14 protein-coding genes are annotated in these 19,002 nt (G+C 63.3%); 7 read left to right on the top strand and 7 right to left on the bottom strand.

What is annotated here, in order from left to right; translation table 11 throughout:
- Nucleotides 1-115: 115 nt before the first annotated feature.
- Nucleotides 116-442, bottom strand: coding sequence for a DUF6916 family protein (locus VEC01_RS04715; RefSeq protein WP_324899259.1), 327 nt, complete (start codon nucleotides 440-442; stop codon nucleotides 116-118).
- Nucleotides 443-526: 84 nt separating this feature from the next.
- On the opposite strand from VEC01_RS04715, the gene VEC01_RS04710 reads away from it, so the two are divergent.
- Nucleotides 527-1,027 carry a GNAT family N-acetyltransferase gene (locus VEC01_RS04710; protein WP_324899257.1) on the top strand — a complete coding sequence of 167 codons (501 nt, stop codon included), beginning with the start codon at nucleotides 527-529 and terminating at the stop codon, nucleotides 1,025-1,027.
- Between the two features lie 31 nt (nucleotides 1,028-1,058).
- On the opposite strand, the gene VEC01_RS04705 is transcribed toward VEC01_RS04710, so the two are convergent.
- Together VEC01_RS04705 and VEC01_RS04700 are read right to left on the bottom strand one after the other, a co-directional pair.
- On the bottom strand, nucleotides 1,059-1,592 hold the full coding sequence (locus VEC01_RS04705; protein WP_324899255.1) for a hypothetical protein: 534 nt from the start codon (nucleotides 1,590-1,592) through the stop codon (nucleotides 1,059-1,061).
- Nucleotides 1,593-1,766: 174 nt separating this feature from the next.
- Nucleotides 1,767-2,465 carry an NAD(P)H-binding protein gene (locus VEC01_RS04700; protein ID WP_324899253.1) on the bottom strand — a complete coding sequence of 233 codons (699 nt, stop codon included), beginning with the start codon at nucleotides 2,463-2,465 and terminating at the stop codon, nucleotides 1,767-1,769.
- Between the two features lie 229 nt (nucleotides 2,466-2,694).
- Here VEC01_RS04700 and VEC01_RS04695 point away from each other — a divergent pair, with 229 nt between their 5' ends.
- On the top strand, nucleotides 2,695-3,564 hold the full coding sequence (locus VEC01_RS04695; RefSeq protein WP_324899251.1) for an alpha/beta fold hydrolase: 870 nt from the start codon (nucleotides 2,695-2,697) through the stop codon (nucleotides 3,562-3,564).
- A 37-nt stretch (nucleotides 3,565-3,601) separates the two neighbouring features.
- Here VEC01_RS04695 and VEC01_RS04690 read toward each other — a convergent pair whose 3' ends face one another.
- The gene (locus VEC01_RS04690) at nucleotides 3,602-5,935 is read right to left on the bottom strand and encodes a putative bifunctional diguanylate cyclase/phosphodiesterase (RefSeq protein ID WP_324899249.1); all 2,334 of its coding nucleotides are present in this window, start codon (nucleotides 5,933-5,935) and stop codon (nucleotides 3,602-3,604) included.
- Nucleotides 5,936-6,174: 239 nt separating this feature from the next.
- Nucleotides 6,175-6,417: a hypothetical protein gene (locus VEC01_RS04685; protein WP_324899247.1), complete on the bottom strand. Its 243-nt coding sequence runs from the start codon at nucleotides 6,415-6,417 to the stop codon at nucleotides 6,175-6,177.
- A 365-nt stretch (nucleotides 6,418-6,782) separates the two neighbouring features.
- On the opposite strand from VEC01_RS04685, the gene VEC01_RS04680 reads away from it, so the two are divergent.
- The 3 genes from VEC01_RS04680 to VEC01_RS04670 all read left to right on the top strand — a co-directional run bounded on the left by VEC01_RS04680 (nucleotide 6,783) and on the right by VEC01_RS04670 (nucleotide 12,457).
- The gene (locus VEC01_RS04680) at nucleotides 6,783-8,474 is read left to right on the top strand and encodes a methyl-accepting chemotaxis protein (protein WP_324899245.1); all 1,692 of its coding nucleotides are present in this window, start codon (nucleotides 6,783-6,785) and stop codon (nucleotides 8,472-8,474) included.
- 64 nt (nucleotides 8,475-8,538) lie between these two features.
- The gene (locus VEC01_RS04675; RefSeq protein ID WP_324899243.1) at nucleotides 8,539-9,756 is read left to right on the top strand and encodes a GGDEF domain-containing protein; all 1,218 of its coding nucleotides are present in this window, start codon (nucleotides 8,539-8,541) and stop codon (nucleotides 9,754-9,756) included.
- A gap of 55 nt (nucleotides 9,757-9,811) precedes the next feature.
- Nucleotides 9,812-12,457, top strand: a complete 2,646-nt coding sequence (locus tag VEC01_RS04670; protein ID WP_324899241.1) for a bifunctional diguanylate cyclase/phosphodiesterase — start codon at nucleotides 9,812-9,814, stop codon at nucleotides 12,455-12,457.
- Here the strand turns inward: VEC01_RS04670 and VEC01_RS04665 are convergent.
- A complete protein-coding gene (locus tag VEC01_RS04665) occupies nucleotides 12,407-13,648 on the bottom strand; it encodes an HD-GYP domain-containing protein (protein WP_324899239.1) in 1,242 nt (413 codons plus the stop codon). The two genes, VEC01_RS04670 and VEC01_RS04665, sit on opposite strands and share 51 nt — an antisense overlap.
- Before the next feature lie 30 nt (nucleotides 13,649-13,678).
- Nucleotides 13,679-14,080, bottom strand: a complete 402-nt coding sequence (locus VEC01_RS04660) for a bacteriohemerythrin (RefSeq protein ID WP_324899261.1) — start codon at nucleotides 14,078-14,080, stop codon at nucleotides 13,679-13,681.
- Between the two features lie 331 nt (nucleotides 14,081-14,411).
- On the opposite strand from VEC01_RS04660, the gene VEC01_RS04655 reads away from it, so the two are divergent.
- Together VEC01_RS04655 and VEC01_RS04650 are read left to right on the top strand one after the other, a co-directional pair.
- Nucleotides 14,412-16,289, top strand: a complete 1,878-nt coding sequence (locus tag VEC01_RS04655) for a potassium transporter Kup (protein ID WP_324899237.1) — start codon at nucleotides 14,412-14,414, stop codon at nucleotides 16,287-16,289.
- Between the two features lie 170 nt (nucleotides 16,290-16,459).
- The coding region (locus VEC01_RS04650) for a diguanylate cyclase domain-containing protein (RefSeq protein WP_324899235.1) at nucleotides 16,460-19,002 on the top strand (2,543 nt) is incomplete at its 3' end.

Below are 19,002 nucleotides of genomic sequence, written 5' to 3'. Positions count from 1 at the left end.
CGTATCAATGCGCTCTTGGGCATTGCGGGATGGAGGAGTTCGGCCGTGATGTTCCGGAGCGTTGCCAGGTCTTCGGCATGGTACGGACTGCGTGCCGGCATGGAACAGCAACAGCCTATGAAAAAAGTATCTGGTAGCGTTGCTCCGTCACCCGTCCAGGGGGTGCCGGAACCTGATGTGCAGGAACCGACGGTGCAATCGGCGCAATGCACCATGCGTGCCGTCCCAATGCAGGATGATCGACGTAATAGTTATCCTGGGACAGGATCAGGTCGAGCGGACCGGTCAAGATCAGGGACAATGGCGTGGGAAACGCCGCCGGCAAGCCCCGGCGCGGATATTCCCTGGCTTCGACCAGCAGCAACGCCACCGGTCCGGCCAACGTTTCAATCATGAATTTGCTCCCCACCAAGGGAGAAAAGACATCGAGTGAAGGCTTCATCGCGAGTCCTTTCGAATAACGGGCGCGGAAAGCGTAAGGGCATCATAGCAAAACCGCGGGGCGCTTCGCACGAAGGATGACAACATGCACGCACTGGCACGACATCTCGCAAATCTGACTGTCCGTACTGCCGGCGGCACAGACCTGGAATTCATGAAACGTCTGTATGCGTCCACCCGGGATGATTTGCGGCGGATCACGGCGGACCCGGTCTTCATCGATACCCTGATCGCGATGCAGGAGAACATGCAAGCGGCGGGATACCGCAACAGCTATCCGGACGCGGAATATCTGATACTGGAATATCAGGGGGAAGCTGTCGGCCGCATCGTCATCAATACGGATCCGAACGAGATGCGTTTGGTCGATATCGCGCTGCTGCCCGACGCGCGCGGAAAGGGACTCGGCAAGGCGGTCATGCATGCCCTGCAGCAAAGCGCTGCAGAGAAAAAACTGCCCTTGGCCTTGTCGGTGCATAGAAACAATTCAAGCGCGAGGCGCTTCTACCTGGCGCTTGGATTCCAGCAGGTTTCCAACGACGGCATGACGGAACAAATGGCCTGGCGCCATCCGGCAAAGGACTGATTGGCACGTCCCTCGCGCAACGCCGTGCTCTTCAGCCACAGCGCGCGGCGGAATCGATTCGCTCAAGCAGCAGTCGATGGATGCGTCGCAGCCATTCCGCTGCCGCTCGATGCCTTTCGATCAATTCGGTCAACTGCCGCTCCGCTTCCAGCTTCGTTGCCGTTGCCGGATTGCCGGCCGCCTCCTGTTCGCGGAGCAGCGCATAGCGCACCTCTGCTTCGCTCTTTGCCCAGTCCGCGGTGTGAATGACATGATCGATACGCTGCAACTCTTCCCGCAACCGGTTTGCCTCCTCTCCGCCCAGAATACCCTGCTGTTCCGCCACTTCAATGGCATGTGCAAAGGTGTGGCGGGCGAGAGTGTGCGCGCAGGATAGCTGCTGCGAACGTACCGCCTTCGGACATAGGCCGACACGGATGAGCACGGGTTCGAGGCCGGTCCCTTGCGAACGCCGCTTCGCCGCCCCCTCTTCCATGACGACCCGCTCGTGCGACAGGCAGCAAGACTGGACGCGCAAGGAAGCGACCTGGTCGCGCAAGCCAGACAAGACCTTGGAATCAGGCATGACCTAAGCTCCGTCTGCCGCCGGCCGCGGAACGGCGCGCCGACATCCGCAAAAAAGTGTCCGGCCGGCCTCCCCTCCCATGGCAACCCTCCAGCTTTCCGAAGATACCCGCACCGATCCTTTTCCCGCTGAAATGTTCCGCGCAGGCGCCACGGCACGGCAGCCGGTGCGCGCTCAATCCTCGCGCCGCATCGCGCCGGACAGCAGGACTTCACGGCCGCGCGCCACGGGGACCCGCGCCAGCAGCGCGCAAGCCACATCGGATGCGGCGATCGGCCGGAAATTGGCCGGGATAAGAGGCCCGGCGACCGCCGCGGCGAGCAGGCCGATCTTCTCCCCTGCGCGCACCGGCTGGCCGAGCATGCCGCGATCGCCGACGAGCAGCGATGGCCGCGCGATCACCAGTGTGTCGAATCCCAGTCCGGCCAGCGCTTCCTCGAGTTCCCCCTTGACCCGGTTGTAGAAAACGCGCGAATGCGCATCAGCCCCCATCGCGCTGACTACCCCGAGACGGCGCGCACCGGCGGCTCGGGCCGCACGGGCCGTCGCCAGGCTGGCGTCCAGGTCCACGGCGCGGAAAGCCGCCTGGCTGCCCGCCGCCTTGATGGTGGTGCCGAGCGCAAGATACGCCTCGTCGAGCGGCGGAAGCGGCGGCAACGCGGCGAAGTCGACCACATGCGTCGTCAGTCCCGGGTGACGGTTGTCAAGCGGTCGCCGGGCCAGGGCATGGACCGCAATGACCGATTCATCGGCGAGCAGGCCTTGCAGGATTGCCTGGCCGACGAGGCCGGTGGCGCCGGCCAGCGCCACGGTTCGGGCGGTCCCGCCGGAATCACCTTCGGCTAACGACTTGGTGCGGATCGGTCTTTCCATCCTGGGCTTTCAGTGCTGGTTATGAGGGTCGTTCATGCCAGATCTTCCTGCAGCCGCGCGCCGCATGCAACCAGAGCGTGCCGGGAATCGCCAGTCGAATGCGGTGGAATGGCGACGCTGCCGCCGCCACTTTGGGGCCAATGCGTTCGCAGGGCTTGTTGCCGCTCAAGGAGCTTCGCTCGGTTCCCGGCATGTGACTTGCTTTTGGTCCCGGGCGTGGAGGAGACAGATGACCCAATTGCAGATACGACATGAACGCATCGACGGAGACGGCCTCCGTCTTCAGGTACTGGTCGCCGGCGAAGGCCCGCCTGTGATCCTCCTGCATGGCTTTCCGGAAAACGCGCATTCCTGGCGCCATCAGATCGCGCCGCTTGCATCCGCCGGCTACTCCGTCTGGGCGCCGAACCTGCGCGGCTATCCGCCGTCGGACATTGCAAGCAGGCGCAGCGACTACCTTCTGCCGCACCTGGTCAACGACGTCGCCGCCATCGTGGCCGCGACCGGGCACGGTCGCGCAAGTATCGTCGGCCACGACTGGGGCGGCATCATCGCGTGGGCATTTGCCGGCGCCTATCCTGCCCTGCTGCGCAAGCTGGTGATCCTGAACGCGCCGCACATGCAGGTCTACGCGGACAAGATCTGGAACACCTCGCAGTTGCTGCGCAGCGCCTATGTCGGCCTGTTCCAGCTGCCGATCCTGCCGGAGGCGCTGCTATCGAAGGGTAATTTTTTCCTGCTTCGGCAAATGTTCAAGGTGACGCCGGCGCGCCGCGGCGCGTACGATGACAACGACATCGCACGCTACGTGGCCTGCCTGTCCCAGCCCGGTGCGCTGAAGGCGGCGCTGGACTACTATCGCGCAAACATGGTGCCGGGCGGGATGGCGCTGGCGCGTACCGCAAGGACGAATGGCCCGGTGCTGGTGATCTGGGGAGAACGGGATCCGGCGCTCGGCACCTTCCTGCTCGACGGCGTGCAGCGCTTCGCGCCGCGCGTGCGCATTCACTGCATTGCGCGCGCCGGGCATTGGGTGCAAAACGAGGCGCCCGACGAGGTGAACAGCGCGCTGCTCGCATTTCTCGGGCCACCCGGATAACACCCTTGCGCGTCAGGCGGAGCATCGGGCGGCGAGCCTACAGCGAGACCTCCAGGATTTCCGGCGCGGCGGTCGACGCGCAGGCGGCGCGATGGGCACAATTGCGGCAATGCCGGACCTCGTGCACGCGCAGCCAGGCGTTCAGTTCGTGCAGCGGCAGCGGCGGGCTGAAGTGGTAACCCTGGCCGGCGGTGCATCCGCGCTTTTTCAGGAAGGCGAGCTGCCCGGCGTTCTCTATCCCTTCGGCTACCACCGCCAGCTTCAGGTTACGGGCCAGCCCGAGTATGGAACTGCAGATGACCGCGCCTTCTTCGTTGCGATCGGCTTCCACGACGAAAGAGCGGTCGATTTTCAGCGTATCGATCGGCAGCCGCTTCAGGTAGGCGAGACTGGAATGACCGGTTCCGAAATCATCGATCGCGATCTTCACGCCGAGCGCGCGGATGGCGTGCATGCTGGTAATGGCTTGCTCGGGATTGCTCATCACCGTACTCTCGGTCAGTTCGATCTCGAGTGCCTCTCCGGGCAGCTGATAACGCGCGAGCAGTTCGGCCACTGTTTGCGCCAGCGTGCCCTTGTGCAGCTGCACAGCGGAAACGTTGACGGCTAGGACTGTCAGGCCGTCGCCGGCTGCGCGCCAGGCGCCGAGTTGCCGGCACGCCTGTTCCAGCACCCAGTCCCCGAGCGGCTCGATGAGGCCTGTCTCCTCGGCAAGCGGAATGAACTCGGCCGGCGCCACCAGGCCGCGCTCCGGATGCCGCCAGCGGACCAGGACTTCGGCGCCATGCGGCGTGCCAAACTGCAGGCACAGCTTCGGCTGGTAATGCAGCTCGAATTCGCCATGTTCCAGCGCCCTGCGCAGGTCCATTTCGAGATGCAGCCGTGCCTGTGCACGGTCGGTCAGGGCCGCGCTGAAGAACCGGAACACGCCCTTGCCATTCGCCTTGGCGTCGTACATCGCGGTGTCTGCGCTCTTGAGCAGGCTTGCCGCATCGGCGCCGTCCGCGGGATAGATCGCGATGCCGACGGAAGCGCCCACGCGCAGCGACAATCCGGCGAGCTCGATCGGCGCGCCGATGGTATCGATCACGCGCGCGGCAATCGCGGCGATCTCTTCCGGCGCGCCGGGATGCCGCAGCAGCAGCACGAATTCGTCGCCGCCAAGACGCGCCACGGTATCCGTGCCGCGCACGATCTCCTGCAGTCTCGTCGCCACCGCGCGCAGCAGCTCGTCGCCCTGGTCGTGGCCAAAGCTGTCGTTGACGTTCTTGAAACGGTCGAGGTCGACCATCATCACCGCCAGCGTTCCTTCGCTTTCCGCGGCGGCGCCGACGGCCTGCCGCAGGCGCTCGCCGAGCAGCGCGCGGTTTGCCGCCCCGGTCAGCGAATCGTGGAAGGCCAGGTGCTCGATGCGCTGGTCCTTGCGCCATTGCTCGGTGATGTCGTTGAAAACGGCGACGTAACGCACATGGCCGTCGTCGCTGTGCACACACTGGATGGTCTGCGACTCGAGGAAGACTTCGCCGCTCTTGCGCCGGTTCCAGATCTCGCCCTTCCAGCTGCCGTTCTCGGCGATCGACTTCCAGATGTCCTTGTAAAACGCTTCGTCGTGGTGGTTCGATTTCAACATGCGCGGCGTCTGGCCGATTGCCTCTTCGGCGCTGAAACCGGTGATCTGCGTAAACGCCGGGTTCACCGATTCAATGCGCCCCTGGTCGTCGGTGATGATCACGCCTTCGATCGTGTTGTGAAACACGCTCGCCGCCAGCTCCTGGGCGGCAAGCGAACGGACCAGTTCGATGTCGCTGCGCTCCATGCGCGACGCGATATAGCCCAACAGCACGCATTGCCCGAGTCCGGCGGCGATATGGCTCAGCAGCGTGGCGCCGTCGATGCAGGCAAACACGACGACCGGGGCGCCCGCGCGCTGCAGCATGAAGAATGCCAGATGGTGCACGAGGATCGCCGCGCAGGCGAGCGCAATCGGGCGCCAGGAGCGGTAGTAGAGCAGGAAGGAGACAAAGATGAAGAACGGGAAGTGCGCCTCACCGTGACCGCCGCCATAATGCATCACGAGTGCCGCGAACACCATCGAGGCGACCGCGTTGTAGATCTCTCCGATGCGCCGACCGGGACGGTGCTTCCAGACCCAGGCCGAGCCGAGCGTGGTCAGGCCGGCGGCAAGCAGCGCGAGCAGCCACCCGCCGCCGATCACAGTTGGCGCGCCGCCGCCTGCCGAACAAACCGCGGCGCCGATGCGACCGCTGGTACTGTAGTACGCGAGGCCGGCAACCATCGGGGTCAGCGCGGCAAACAAGGCGGCGAAAATGCCGTCGGCGTGGGTCCGGGTCTTCTGCAAGTTATGGCTCATGGTCACTGGGTAGACCTCTTGTTCTTTTTGCCTGGCGGTGCGGAGACACGCCGGCCAACAACAACGCGGCGGTCTCGTGCACGAGAATAGCAGGTTCCGGGCGGTATCAGGCAAGGATGAAGCGTTGTTGTCGATTTATCCACCACGGCTTCGATTGCCGTTGCCGCCGCAAAGGCACGGCGCCGCGTCTGCAAAATGGTCCGTGCGCTTCTTGCGATGCGCGTTCCGGCATCGGTGGCTTACGCGCGGCGCGCGGGGCGGACTTTTTCGATGCCCAGTTCGCGCGCGCGCTGCTCGGCAGCTTCCTGCGTCAGGCAGACGGTTTCGAGGCAAACCCGGCGGCGGGCGAAAACGCAGTGCCGGTGCGCCGGGTTGGAAGGTCGGGCATCATAGATCGCGAGGTAAGCACCCCATGCCTTTCCGAAACGCAGCCACTGGCCTGCGTACTCGATGATGTAAGCGCCGATCTGTTCCGTTGGCACGCTGTCTTCCCGCTGTCCTCGCATCTGTCAGGCATTGGCGCGGATGAGATCCGCGGTTATCGGGCACTCCCGTTCATCGCAGCGCCGTCCCGGGAAAACGCCTAGTGTCCGACCTTGGACGTCCGGTAATGTTCCTTTTTCGCGCGGCACGCCGTTGCACAGATCGTGCGCCGCCCGGCCCTCCGGCGCTGTCGTCCCATTCTCCTTCGATGGCGAGCCTCCCATAAATATGGGATTGACCGCAATTAACCATGTCGTGATAGTGGTTGTTCTGATTTTGTAACGTCTTGTTACATGCGGTGCGGCCAGATGGCCGGTCCGTTTTCCTGCGCTTGCGCCGCCCAGCGAGATAAGAGAAAAAAGCCATGTCACTGACTACCAAACGCTTTTCCTTGACGATTGCGAAGAAACTCTGGCTGCTGGTCGTATCCGCCGCGTTCGGCATCGCGGTACTGACAGCGACTTTCGTGGTTTCCGAGCGCACGCTCATCCTGGAGGAACGCCAGAGCAATGTGCGCCAGGCGGTGGAAACCGCTTACGGCTTCCTGACCCATTACCACGAGCTCTCGGCCAAGGGCCAGATGTCGGAGGAGGATGCGAAGCGCAACGCAATGGCCGCGGTCAAGGGGTTGCGCTACAACGGCAAGGAGTATTTCTGGATCAACGACATGAAGCCCCGCATGGTCATGCATCCTTTCAGGCCGGAACTGGATGGCCAGGACATGGCCGAGAACAAGGATCCGAAGGGCAAGCGGCTGTTCATGGAGATGGTCGATGTGGTCAAGTCGCACGGCGCCGGTTTCGTGTTTTATGAATGGCCGATGCCGGGAAGCGACGTGCCGGTGCAGAAAGTCTCGTATGTGAAGGGTTTCGCCCCCTGGGGCTGGGTGATCGGCTCCGGCGTCTACCTCGATACCGTGCAGGCGACATTCATGCAGCGGCTTGCCACGATCGCGGCTGGCGCCTTCGTGCTCGCCGCGATCCTGCTGGCCATCTGCATCGCGATCGCGCGCAGCATCACGCGCCCCCTGAACGACGCGGTGCGGATCGCCAACACCGTAGCCGCCGGCGACCTGACGAGCGAGATCGAAGTGCGCTCGCATGACGAGACCGGCCAGCTGCTGCAGGCGCTCAAGGACATGAATGAAAGCCTGGTCGCGCTGGTTGCGGATGTGCGGGCGCGGACCGAAACGGTGGCCACCGCGTCCGGCCAGATCGCGTGCGGCAATCTGGACCTGGCCTCGCGCACCGAGGAAGAAGCCAGCTCGCTCGAGGAAACCGCGTCCGCGATGGAACAGCTGACCTCGACGGTCAAGCAGAATGCCGATCACGCGCAGGAAGCCGACCAGCTGGTGGTGTCGGCATCCGAGGTGGCGGCCAAGGGCGGCTCGGTCGTGGCGCAGGTGATCGACACCATGCGCTCGATCGACGAATCGGCGAAGAAGATCGTCGACATCATCAGCGTCATCGACGGCATCGCCTTCCAGACCAACATCCTTGCGCTGAATGCGGCGGTGGAAGCGGCGCGCGCCGGCGAGCAGGGCAAGGGCTTCGCGGTGGTGGCGACCGAGGTGAGGCAGCTCGCGCAGCGCTCGGCGGCGGCGGCGAAGGAAATCAAGACGCTGATCGGCGACTCCGCCGAAAAAATCCACCTTGGCGCGAAACTGGTCGACGAAGCCGGCTCGACGATGGACGAGGTGGTCGCCAGCGTGCAGCGCGTGACCGGCATCATGGGAGAAATCACCAACGCCAGCCGCGAACAGACTGCCGGCATCGAGCAGATCAATCTCGCGATCGCGCAGATGGACCAGGTCACGCAGCAGAATGCGGCCCTGGTGGAACAGGGCGCGGCGGCCGCGGAATCGCTGCAGGAACAGGCGGCCGGCCTGGCGCAGAAGGTGAGCATATTCAAGCTGCGCGACAGGATGAGCGCGCAGCCGGCGCAAACACCGCATGCTGACAACGTCATGCCGCTGCGGCAAAGGGAACAGGCGCCGCGGCGCATCGAAGCGCCGGCGCCGGAAACCGGGGAACCGGCCGAAGCGGCAAACATGTAACGGAACAGGCGGTGCGTGCGCGCCGTACGGCGCGGCTCACTGCAGATCGAGGGGAAGTGCCAGCGTGCGCAAGCTGAAAACATGGTTGTTGAATGTCGCCGAGCGGCTCGTGGGCGTCCTGCCGCAGGAGGCGCTGGGCAACCTGGTCGTCCCCTTCCGCCATTCCTCTTTGCTGGCGCGGCGCCGGGCGGAACTGGTCGTCTCCCGGGTCAGGATGGTGGCCGGCCTTTTTGCGGTCCTCACCCCGCTGTGGATCGTGGTCGACCTGCTGGTGTTCAGCTGGCCGCTGACGATCATGCTGGTGATCGGGCGGATCGTCACCTCCATCGCCTTCCTGCTGCTGGCCTGGCGTTTCCGCGGCCCGGCCCGCATGCCCGACGCCTACCGCGCGCTGGCGATCATGTTCGTGATCCCGACCCTGTTCTTCATCTACTCCCATCCGATGCTGTCGCAGTTCAAGATGGAGGGCCCGGCCGCGGCCATCGCCGCCGGCTATGCCTTCCTGCCCTTCGTGATGGTGGCCGGCCTCGCCGTCTTTCCCCTGACCGCCCTCGAGGGCGTGCTGTTCGCGTTGCCGGTGCTGGCGGCGGAAGCGCTGGTCGCGCTGCTGCAGCTGGACCTGCTGAACTGGAGCTCGCATCTCGGCGCAGTCTGGCTGCTGATGCTGATCGCCACCGTCGCCTCGCTGTCGGGGATGAGCCAGCTCAGCTTCATGATCTCGCTGCTGAACAATGCCAGCCACGATACGGTCACCGGCTGCTTCACCCGCGCCAGCGGCGAGGAGCTGCTGGATATCCAGTTCCATATCGCGAGCCGCGGCAATGCCGCGCTGTCGGTGGTCTTTCTCGACGTGGACAGGTTCAAGCAGGTCAACGACCAGTTCGGCCACGACGCCGGCGACCGGGTCCTGGCGACGCTCGGCGAGCGGCTCCGCTCAACGCTGCGCACCGGGGACATCGTACTGCGCTGGGGCGGGGAGGAATTCGTCATCGTGCTGCCCGGCGCAAGCCTGGACACTGCCCGCGCGGCGGTTGAGCGGCTGCGCGAAACCGGGCTCGGGCTGCGGCCGGACGGCAGCCGCGTCACGGCAAGCTTCGGCATCGCCGAACGCGTCGCCGACTGCGGCGGAGACTGGCAGCAGCTGGTCAGCATCGCCGACCAGCGCATGTTCCTGGCCAAGCAGGCAGGCAGGGATTGCGTGAAGCCTGATCCAGATCAATTAAACAACACCCCGGACCTGTCGCCGGAGGAAAAGTTTATTAAAAGTAATAACATCTACTAAGAGTGTTGGTTTAGAATGCCTTCCTACCGGCAACGCGACGCAGGAGACTCGCGCCATGCGAGGCATCGTCCACACCATTTCCGATCTGCTCGGAACTCTTCGAGGGTTCGTCTTCACGTCGACCGTCGGTGTTGCATTGCTCGTGTTCCTGGGTGCGACGCTGGCGTCTTCCATCCTCTATGAAAAGCTGCTCGAGGATCGAGCCCTCGCCACCTCTCTCGAAATTTCCCGGCAAAACACCGAAGCGATCATGCAGGTCTTGCGTCGCGGCGGATTGCGCGACGAACTGAACGCCGTAGCGGCAGCCAGCAAGGCTGTCTTTCCGACCACGGTCAACCGCATCGACGTCTACCGCAGCAAGGGTGTGGCCGCGCTGTACGGCAGCCCCTCGGAATCGCTGGCGCAAGGCGCGGCGGAAGAGGCGCTTGGCAACGGCGAGGCGGCACTCGCCCGCGAAGGCAACCAGGTAAGGTATATCCGTCCGGTGCTTGCGCAGCCGGACTGCATCGGCTGCCATCACAACGTCGAGCCCGGCGCGGTGCTCGGCGTGATCGACATCCGCCACAACGTGCAGCCGGTCGCGGCCACGGTGCGCGGCTACTATGTCGCCCTGTTCCTGGCGCTGGGAACGCTGGTACTCCTGGTGGCCGGCGCGATCACCACCTTCGCAATGAACAAGCTCAACGGCTCGGTCCGCATGTTCCGACGCGAAGTCGAGACGGTCAATACGATCCGGGATTTCGAGAGGTTCAATCTCGGCAAGGTGGATTTCGGTTTCAGCGAGTTCAACCTGGTGTTCGAGAATGTCGCGCTGCTGGTGGACAAGATCCGTAATGTCGCGGTCGACAAGGGCGTGCTCGAATTCGAGATCCGGCTGCTGGAAAAATTCATCATCACTTCCAACGTGGTGCGCGACTGGCGCGAGTTCATCAAGAACCTGCTGCTGGAAATCAATCCGATCATCGAGGTGTATGCGCTGGTGACGATCTTCCGCGTGGAACAGGAAGCCTACGAGTGCGAAGTGTTCTGGCGCAGCCGGCCGTCCGAGAACACGGTGCGGCTGTTCGAAAAGATCCTGCGGCGGCAGCTCCACGAGCATGTCTTCTTCCATGGCATGAACCTGCTGCATGTCGCGCACAACATCGCCAACGAGGAAGAATACCTGCCCGAACTCAGCGCTTCCGACGTCGAGGTGCAGACCAAGACGCTGTTCCTGGATACCCCGAAGATCGGCGGCATCGTCGGCATCGGCGTGCAATCGGCGATGGCGCAGGACAACGTACGCCACATGGTCATCGGCAGCATCCTGACCACGCTGCTGAACCTGGTCGGCTCGGTCAAGGCGATCTACAAGTACACCAAGGACCTCGAGCACTATGCGACGCGCGATCCGCTGACCGACCTCTACAACCAGCGCATGTTCTGGGAACTGCTGGGCTACGAAGTCGGCCGCGCGCGCCGCCACAACCAGAAGTTCGCGGTGATGATGCTCGACCTGGATAACTTCAAGACCATCAATGACCGCTTCGGCCACCACTTCGGCGACGCCTTCCTGCAGTCCTTCGCCAAGCTGCTGACGACCGCGATCAGGCATGGCGACCTGCTGGCGCGTTACGGCGGCGATGAATTCTGCGTGATACTCCCGGAAGCCAGCGAGACCCAGGCACACATGGTGGCGCAGCGGATTGCCGACCTGCTCGAGAGCCATACGATGGAGACGCCGGACGGCATCAAGCTCAAGGCAACGACATCGATCGGCATTGCGATCAGCCCGGAACACGGCGACAACCCGAAGGACCTGTTCCTGGTCGCCGACAACATGATGTACAAGGCCAAGAACGCCGGCAAGAACGCGATCGCGATGCCGAGCGAAGACGAGATGGCCGAGGTGTTCCGCAAGGCCGGCGAAAAATCGCTGATGATCCAGAATGCGCTCGACGAGCAGCGCATCATTCCCTATTTCCAGCCGATCTGCGATGCGAAGACCGGCGAAGTCGTGATCCATGAACTGCTGATGCGCATCCGCCTCGACGACCAGATCGTGACCGCCAACGATTTCATCGAGGAGGCGGAAAACATGGGCATCGCTCACAAGATGGATTACCAGCTGATCGAAAAGGCATTCCAGGAGGTCACCGCGCAGGGATATGAAGGCATGCTTTTCGTGAACCTGTCGCCGAAGGCGCTGATCGTCGGCGAATTCGCGTCGCGGGTCTCCGCCCTGGCCGACCGGTTCGGCATCGAACCGCGGCGCATCGTGTTCGAGATCACCGAGCGGGAAACGGTGAAGAACCTGTCGCTGCTGGAGAAATTCGTGCTGGACGTGAAGATGCTGGGTTTCAGCTTCGCGATCGACGATTTCGGTTCCGGCTATTCCTCCTTCCAGTACATTAAGTGTTTCCCGGTCGACTACATCAAGATCGAAGGCGAATTTGTGCGCAACATGCTGCATGACGAGACCTATCTCGCCTTTATCAAGAGCATCGTGACGCTGGCCAAGGAACTGAAGATCAAGACCATCGCCGAATATGTCGAGGATGCCGACATCCTGGCCGAAGTCGGCCGGCTTGGGATCGACTATGCGCAGGGTTATCACATCAGCCGTCCGTCGCCGCAGATCCACCTAGGCGCGATACCGCGCGCTGCCGCGTCAACCCTGCCGGCTGGCGATCAGTTCTTCGAAATGCACGCGCACGAGTGACACGATCTCGCCGTCCAGCGCGCCGTCCTTGACGAAGCCGTCGAGCACGGCGAGCGCCTCGGTCCGTTTCATCCCCCTGCGGTAAGGCCTTTCCTCCGAAATCGCGGTGAGCACGTCGGCAACCGCGATGATGCGCGCGCCAAGCGGGATCATGCGGTGCCGGAACGGGTAACCGCCGCCATCCAGCCGCTCATGATGCATCGATGCATAGGTATTGACCTCTTCCAGCCCAGGCACCAGCGACAATATCCTGTGCGTGTAATACGGATGCTGCTTGACGACGAACATTTCCGCCGGCGTCAGGCGCGCCGGCTTGTCGAGAATTTCGGCGGGCACGGCGAGCTTGCCGAGGTCATGCAGGAATCCGGCGATGCCGATCAGCCGGGTCTGGCGCGGCGGCATGCCGAGCAGTTGCGCGATATGCTGCGACCGCGCGGCCACCATGCTCGAATGGATCGCGGTGTACGGGCTGCGGAAATCGATGATGCGGGCGAACAGCTTCGCCAGCTCGTACAGCTCGTCGAGCCCCAGCACCATGTTGTGGTGGCCGAAGCGCGCGCGGATGATCTCTTCCTTATGCGGGCTGACGAGATCGAGCCAGAACGCCTCCGACGCGGCAACATTCCCGAAGGCTTCGGCGACACCCGGATGATAACGGCGATGCTTGTCCTGCATTGCTTTGCGGCTGATGACATCGCTCTGCTCGAGCACGTTCTGCCGGGCCCTGGGAAGCACCGCGATGCGGTCTGCAAGGTGCAGGATATGGCTGCCCAGCGGCACCGGCGCGCCCGCGAACTCGCTGCCCCGCTTGAAGTTCCATTCGACGTGGTGGTAGCGTACCGCGTCCGCGGCCTGCGCGAAGGGCGGAAAATCGCGCAGCAGCAGGTAGCCGTCGTAGCCGTGCCGGTGCACGTCGTCGAGAACACCCCCTTCGCCGGCGCCGCCGGCACGCGAGTAGTCCTGCAGCGACATCCGCAATGCGGATGACACCGCGCCGACGTCGTGCAGCGCGCCGGCAACCACCACATCCTGCTTCGCCGCCAGGTCAAAGCCCATCTCTTCGGCAATCCGGACCGCGACATAGGCGACGCGCAGGTGGTGATCCGAGATCTCCGGAGACAGCAGGTCCAGCGCGCGCGAGATGCAGAGGATGACATCGAAGAAACGGACGTCGATGCTGGTATCGGTCATGCTGCGAGCCGCCTCAGGCATACAAGAGAATCAGGCTGCGTTCCGGATTGCGGAAGCGAGCTCCATGTCGGATTTCATGATGTGCTGCACCAGCCAGTTGCGCAGGAAACCGGATACCTGCACCGACAGCATCCCGTTGCCGGCGTTGAACCGGGTTTGCAGGTCCAGCACTTCCCGCATCAGCCTGTCGTGTTCCTGCTTGTGCGCGGCGTAACCAGGGTACCGCATGCGCAGCATGTGGTCCTCTTCGCGCTTGAAATGCTCCTGCGTGTAGCGGATCAGTTCGGCAAGCGTCTTGCCGAGAACGTCTTTTCCGTGCCCCTCGGCCATGGCCTCGTGCAGCTGGGCGACCAGCTTGATCAGTTTTTGATGATCGCTGTCGATGAAGGAATTTCCCACCCTTAAATCTTCAGACCACGAAAAATATGCCATCTCTGCTTGCTCTCCCGCCATCAAAAAATCCCCGCCGCGAGGATAGCCGGCAGGGAGGCTCAAAACCGATCCGAAAACCATAATGCTTACATGGTTATTGCAATTTTGCAATGAAGCTTTTCATGTTGCATCCCATGAATATGGGGCACTGGAAATAAATTGACCCAGATCAAGAAAATGAACGCCCATCGGATGGCGGGCTCGTTCAAGGCAGCCGGGACGCAGGAAATCCCGTGGCGCGCGCAGTCAAAGGTGGTTTTCACCTGGTCTTGTAGCCGCGCAAATAGGCTAGAATTTCGCTTTTGCACCGCAGCAAACACAGGAGGCCTGATTGGCTTCGGACAACCAGAAAAGCAGTATCGCAGTCCTGACGCTCGCCGCCATCGGCGTCGTCTACGGCGACATCGGCACCAGCCCGCTGTACACGATGAAAGAAGTGTTCGCGCCGGCGCACGGCTTGCCGCTCAATCCGGCCAATCTGCTCGGCGTGACCTCGCTGATCGTCTGGGCGCTGATCGTGATCGTTTCCCTGAAATACGTGACCCTGGTGCTGCGTGCGGACAACCGCGGCGAAGGCGGGATCATGGCGCTGGTCGCGCTTGCGCTGTCGTCGGTCGGGACGAAGTCGCGCTGGTTCCCGCCGCTGGTGTTCGTCGGCCTGCTCGGCACCGCAATGTTCTTCGGCGACGGCGTCATCACGCCTGCGATTTCGGTACTGTCGGCGATCGAGGGCCTGGAAGTGGCGACGCCGGCGTTCAAGCCCTACGTCGTACCGCTGACGGTGGTGGTCTTGTTCATCCTGTACGCGATCCAGCGCACGGGTACCGGCGGGATCGGCAAGTGGTTCGGGCCGGTCATGGTGCTCTGGTTTGCGACGCTGGCCGGCATGGGCCTGGTTAACATCATCGACAATCCGGCCATCCTGCATTCGCTCAATCCAATCCACGCGTTCCGCTTCCTGGCGCAGAACGGCTGGCTGGCCTTCCTCGCGCTCGGCGCGGTGGTGCTGGCGCTGACCGGGGCCGAGGCGCTGTATGCGGACATGGGCCATTTCGGCCGGCGCTCGGTCCGCCTGGCCTGGTTTTCGGTCGTCTTTCCGGCGCTGGCGCTGAACTATCTTGGCCAGGGCGCGCTGCTGCTCGGCAATCCGGATGCGGTGTCGAATCCCTTCTACCAGCAGCTCGGCGCGTGGAGCGTGTATCCGCTGGTCGCCCTGTCCACGCTGGCGACGGTGATTGCTTCGCAGGCCACCATTTCCGGCACGTTCTCCATCGCGCAGCAGGCGATCGCACTGGGCTTTTTGCCGCGCATGCAGGTGCTCTACACTTCCGACCGCGAAATCGGCCAGATTTACATCCCCCTGATCAACTGGCTGCAGCTGGGCATGGTGCTGGTGGCGGTCATCGGCTTCGGCTCCTCCTCGAACCTGGCGTCGGCCTACGGCATCGCCGCCACCACCACGATGCTGATGACGACGATCCTGACCTTCTTCGTGATCCGCTACCGGTGGAAGTACAACCTGTTGCTGTGCTTTTTCGCCACCGGTTTCTTCCTGACCATCGACGTCGTGCTGTTTGCCGCGAACACGCTGAAACTGCTGCACGGCGGCTGGTTTCCGCTGGTGCTGGCAGCGCTGCTGATGGTCCTGATGCTTACCTGGCGGGATGGACGGACACTGGTATACAACAACCTGCGCAAGCACCTGGTGCCGCTCGACGACTTCCTGCAATCGCTGTTCATCGTTCCGCCGGCACGCGTCGACGGCACCGCGGTATTCTTCCGCGCCGAGGGCGACGGCGTGCCGCACGCGATGCTGCACAACCTGTTGCACAACAAGGTGCTGCATGAACGCACGGTTTTCCTGACCGTCTTCAACGCCGACATCCCGACGGTGCCGCCGTCGGAGCGTGTGAAAGTGACGGCACTCGGCCATCAGTGCTACCAGGTCAACATCCATTACGGTTTCAAGGACGAACGCGACATTCCGGCGGCGCTCGAAATGTGCAAGGATGCGGGCCTGGAATTCGACGCTATGAGCACCTCCTATTTCATCGCGCGCCAGACCGTGATCCCGCGCGTCGGCAGCGACATGGCGCTGTGGCGGGAGGCGCTGTTTGCGACGATGTCACGCAACGCGCGTGATGCGGCCGACTATTACAGGGTGCCGACCAACCGGGTGATCGAGCTGGGAACACAGGTGGAGATTTGAATCATTGCAGGTCCGTGAAGCCGGATAAAATTGATCTGGCGCAAATATTTCTAATAACCAAGAGCCTAGGATAACGACGGTCAAGGGCCGGCGGCATCCGCACCCGGCACTGCCGCCGCCTGCACTCCGCCGCCAGCAGAAGCGGGCGATTTTCCCGCTCGCCGGAAAGCATGCAAACACAACAAGAACAGCCCGAGCCATCCGCCGCTACGCGGGTCTGGCGTCCCTTTTCACTCAAATCCAAGCTGATCGCGCTGACGATCGGCCTGTTCTCGGTATTCATCTGGATCCTCGCCGTCATCTCCGTCACGGTGCTGCACAAGCATTTCGAGAAGGTGCTGATCGACGAGCAATTCGCGGCGACCCGGCGTCTCGCGGCTGAACTGGACACCAAGCTGCGCGAGCGCACCGACAGCCTGGCGCGCGTTGCGGCCAAGGTGCCGGCCGACCTGAGCGCGCCGTCGCTCGATCCCTACCTGGAACAGTTCCATGCCTTGCATATCATGTTCTCGGCCGGCGTCGCCGTCATCGGCCTGGATGGCAGGACCATCGCTGACTTTCCGGTCGCGCCCGGCCGCCGCGGCACCTATTTCGGCGACCGCGACTATTTCCGCAAGGTCGTCGAAACCGGCAAACCCTACATCGACAAGCCTATCTTCGGGCGCGCGCTCCAGCGCCCGGTCCTGACCATTTCCACCCCCGTATTCGACAAGGACGGCAAGGTTCGCGCGGTCATGACCGGCATCACCGACCTTTCCGCCCCCAACTTCCTGGGCATCATTTCCGCGCCCGAGATGGCTGGCAAGGGGCAGATTTTCGTGGTCTCGCCGCAGGACAAGCTGATTGTCAGCGCGACCGACGCCAGGCGCGCGATGACGGCGACGCCGCCACGCGGCAAGAACGTCCTGTTCGACAGGTTCGTCGACGGCTTCGAAGGTTCCGGCATCAGCATCAGTTCGGAAGGCACTCCCAACCTCTATTCGGCCGCCCGGGTTCCGGCTTCGGGCTGGTTCGTGCTGGCGGCGCTGCCGGCGAAGATCGCCTTCGGGCCGGTGGATGCGATGCGCGAATACATGTACGTGGTCGCCTCCGTCCTGACGCTGGCGGCGATCCTGCTCATCCAGTGGATCGCGCGCCGCATGCTGGCGCCGCTTGACGCGGCCGGACGGTCCATGCGCAAGATGGTCGGCGGCCAGTCGCCGCTGGTGCCACTGCCGCTGGCCAGGCAGGATGAAATCGGCAGGCTGATCGAGAGCTTCAATCTGCTGGTGGAAGACCGCCATCGCTACGAGAGTGCGCTCAAGGAAAGTGAAGGCCGGCTGCGTCACCTGGTGGAAAGCGCCCCGGACGCGATCATCCTGCACACCCATTGGCAGTTTGCCTACCTCAACGATGCGGCACTGCGGCTGTTCGGCGCCGGAGCCCGCGTGCAGCTGCTTGGCGCGCCGGTCGTCGACCGGGTTCATCCCGACCATCGCCACCTCGCGCCGGTCCAGCTTGCCGGCAGCGGCGGGGAGCGGAAACCGGTGCCGGCCGACATGAAACTGCTGCGGCTGGACGGAACCCCGGTCGAGGTCGAAGTATCGGCGGTGCCGTTCCGCTACGAGGATGAGGATGGAACGCTGGTATTCGCGCGCGACATCACCGAGCGCAAACGTGCCGAACAGACCCAGAAGCGACTGAACCGCGCGCTGCGCATGCTCAGCGAATGCAACATGGCGCTGGTCCATGCGGAGCGCGAGCAAAGCCTGCTGGACGAAATCTGCAGGCTGGTGGTGCACAAGGGCGGATACCGGATGGCCTGGGTCGGCTTCGCCGAGAACGACCCGCAAAAAACCGTACGCCCGGTAAGCCAATCGGGCTCTGCGGAAGGCTACCTCGAAAACTCCAGGCTGTCCTGGAGCGAAAGCTCGGAATACGGCCGCGGCCCGATCGGCACCGCGATCCGCAGCGGCAGGTTGCAGATCGTCCAGGACTTCCAGAACAATCCGCTCACCGCGCCGTGGCGCGACGCGGCAATCGAACGCGGTTACCTGTCCTGCATCGCGCTGCCGCTGACCGCCAAGGGACGCACGTTCGGTTCGCTGGCGATCTACTCGGGCGACGCCGGTTCGTTCGTGGAAGACGAGGTGCGCCTGCTGTACGAACTGGCCAACGACCTGGCTTTCGGTATCGAGACGCTGCGCGTGCGCATGGAGCGCGAAGCGGCGGAAGAAAAGCTGGCTTTCCTCGCGCACCACGATTCGCTCACCCACCTGCCCAACCGCGTACTGCTGCGCGACCGCTTCGACCGCGCCGTGACGGGGGCGGAACGCGCGCATACCGGCATCGCCGTGTTGGTAATGGACCTGGACAATTTCAAGCGCGTCAACGACGGCCTCGGCCACGAGATCGGCGACCAGCTGCTGCTGCGCGTAGTCGAGCGCCTGCAGCGCTGCATCCGCGACAGCGATACCATCAGCCGGCACGGCGGCGACGAATTCGTCGTGCTGTTGAACCACATCGCCGACTCCGCCTCCGTCAGCCGGGTCGCGCAGTCCATCCTCGACGCCACTTCGGAGCCGTTCGAAATCGATGGACACACCATCAGCACCAGCTTCAGCATCGGCATCGGGCTGTATCCCGCCGACGGCCGTGATTTCGATACCCTGCTCAAGAACGCCGACAGCGCGCTGTACCACGCCAAGGACAGCGGACGCGATACCTATCACTT

It is taken from the genome of Noviherbaspirillum sp. (assembly GCF_035627455.1).
Lineage (GTDB): Bacteria > Pseudomonadota > Gammaproteobacteria > Burkholderiales > Burkholderiaceae_D > Noviherbaspirillum.
This window is presented reverse-complemented; position numbering and strand designations above follow the sequence as displayed.

What these genes read in the sequence shown, in the direction of transcription:
- VEC01_RS04715 (WP_324899259.1), bottom strand. Translation starts at nt 442, where the DNA reads ATGAAGCCTTCACTCGATGTCTTTTCTCCCTTGGTGGGGAGCAAATTC.
- VEC01_RS04710 (WP_324899257.1), top strand. Translation starts at nt 527, where the DNA reads ATGCACGCACTGGCACGACATCTCGCAAATCTGACTGTCCGTACTGCC.
- VEC01_RS04705 (WP_324899255.1), bottom strand. Translation starts at nt 1,592, where the DNA reads ATGCCTGATTCCAAGGTCTTGTCTGGCTTGCGCGACCAGGTCGCTTCC.
- VEC01_RS04700 (WP_324899253.1), bottom strand. Translation starts at nt 2,465, where the DNA reads ATGGAAAGACCGATCCGCACCAAGTCGTTAGCCGAAGGTGATTCCGGC.
- VEC01_RS04695 (WP_324899251.1), top strand. Translation starts at nt 2,695, where the DNA reads ATGACCCAATTGCAGATACGACATGAACGCATCGACGGAGACGGCCTC.
- VEC01_RS04690 (WP_324899249.1), bottom strand. Translation starts at nt 5,935, where the DNA reads ATGAGCCATAACTTGCAGAAGACCCGGACCCACGCCGACGGCATTTTC.
- VEC01_RS04680 (WP_324899245.1), top strand. Translation starts at nt 6,783, where the DNA reads ATGTCACTGACTACCAAACGCTTTTCCTTGACGATTGCGAAGAAACTC.
- VEC01_RS04670 (WP_324899241.1), top strand. Translation starts at nt 9,812, where the DNA reads ATGCGAGGCATCGTCCACACCATTTCCGATCTGCTCGGAACTCTTCGA.
- VEC01_RS04665 (WP_324899239.1), bottom strand. Translation starts at nt 13,648, where the DNA reads ATGACCGATACCAGCATCGACGTCCGTTTCTTCGATGTCATCCTCTGC.
- VEC01_RS04660 (WP_324899261.1), bottom strand. Translation starts at nt 14,080, where the DNA reads ATGGCATATTTTTCGTGGTCTGAAGATTTAAGGGTGGGAAATTCCTTC.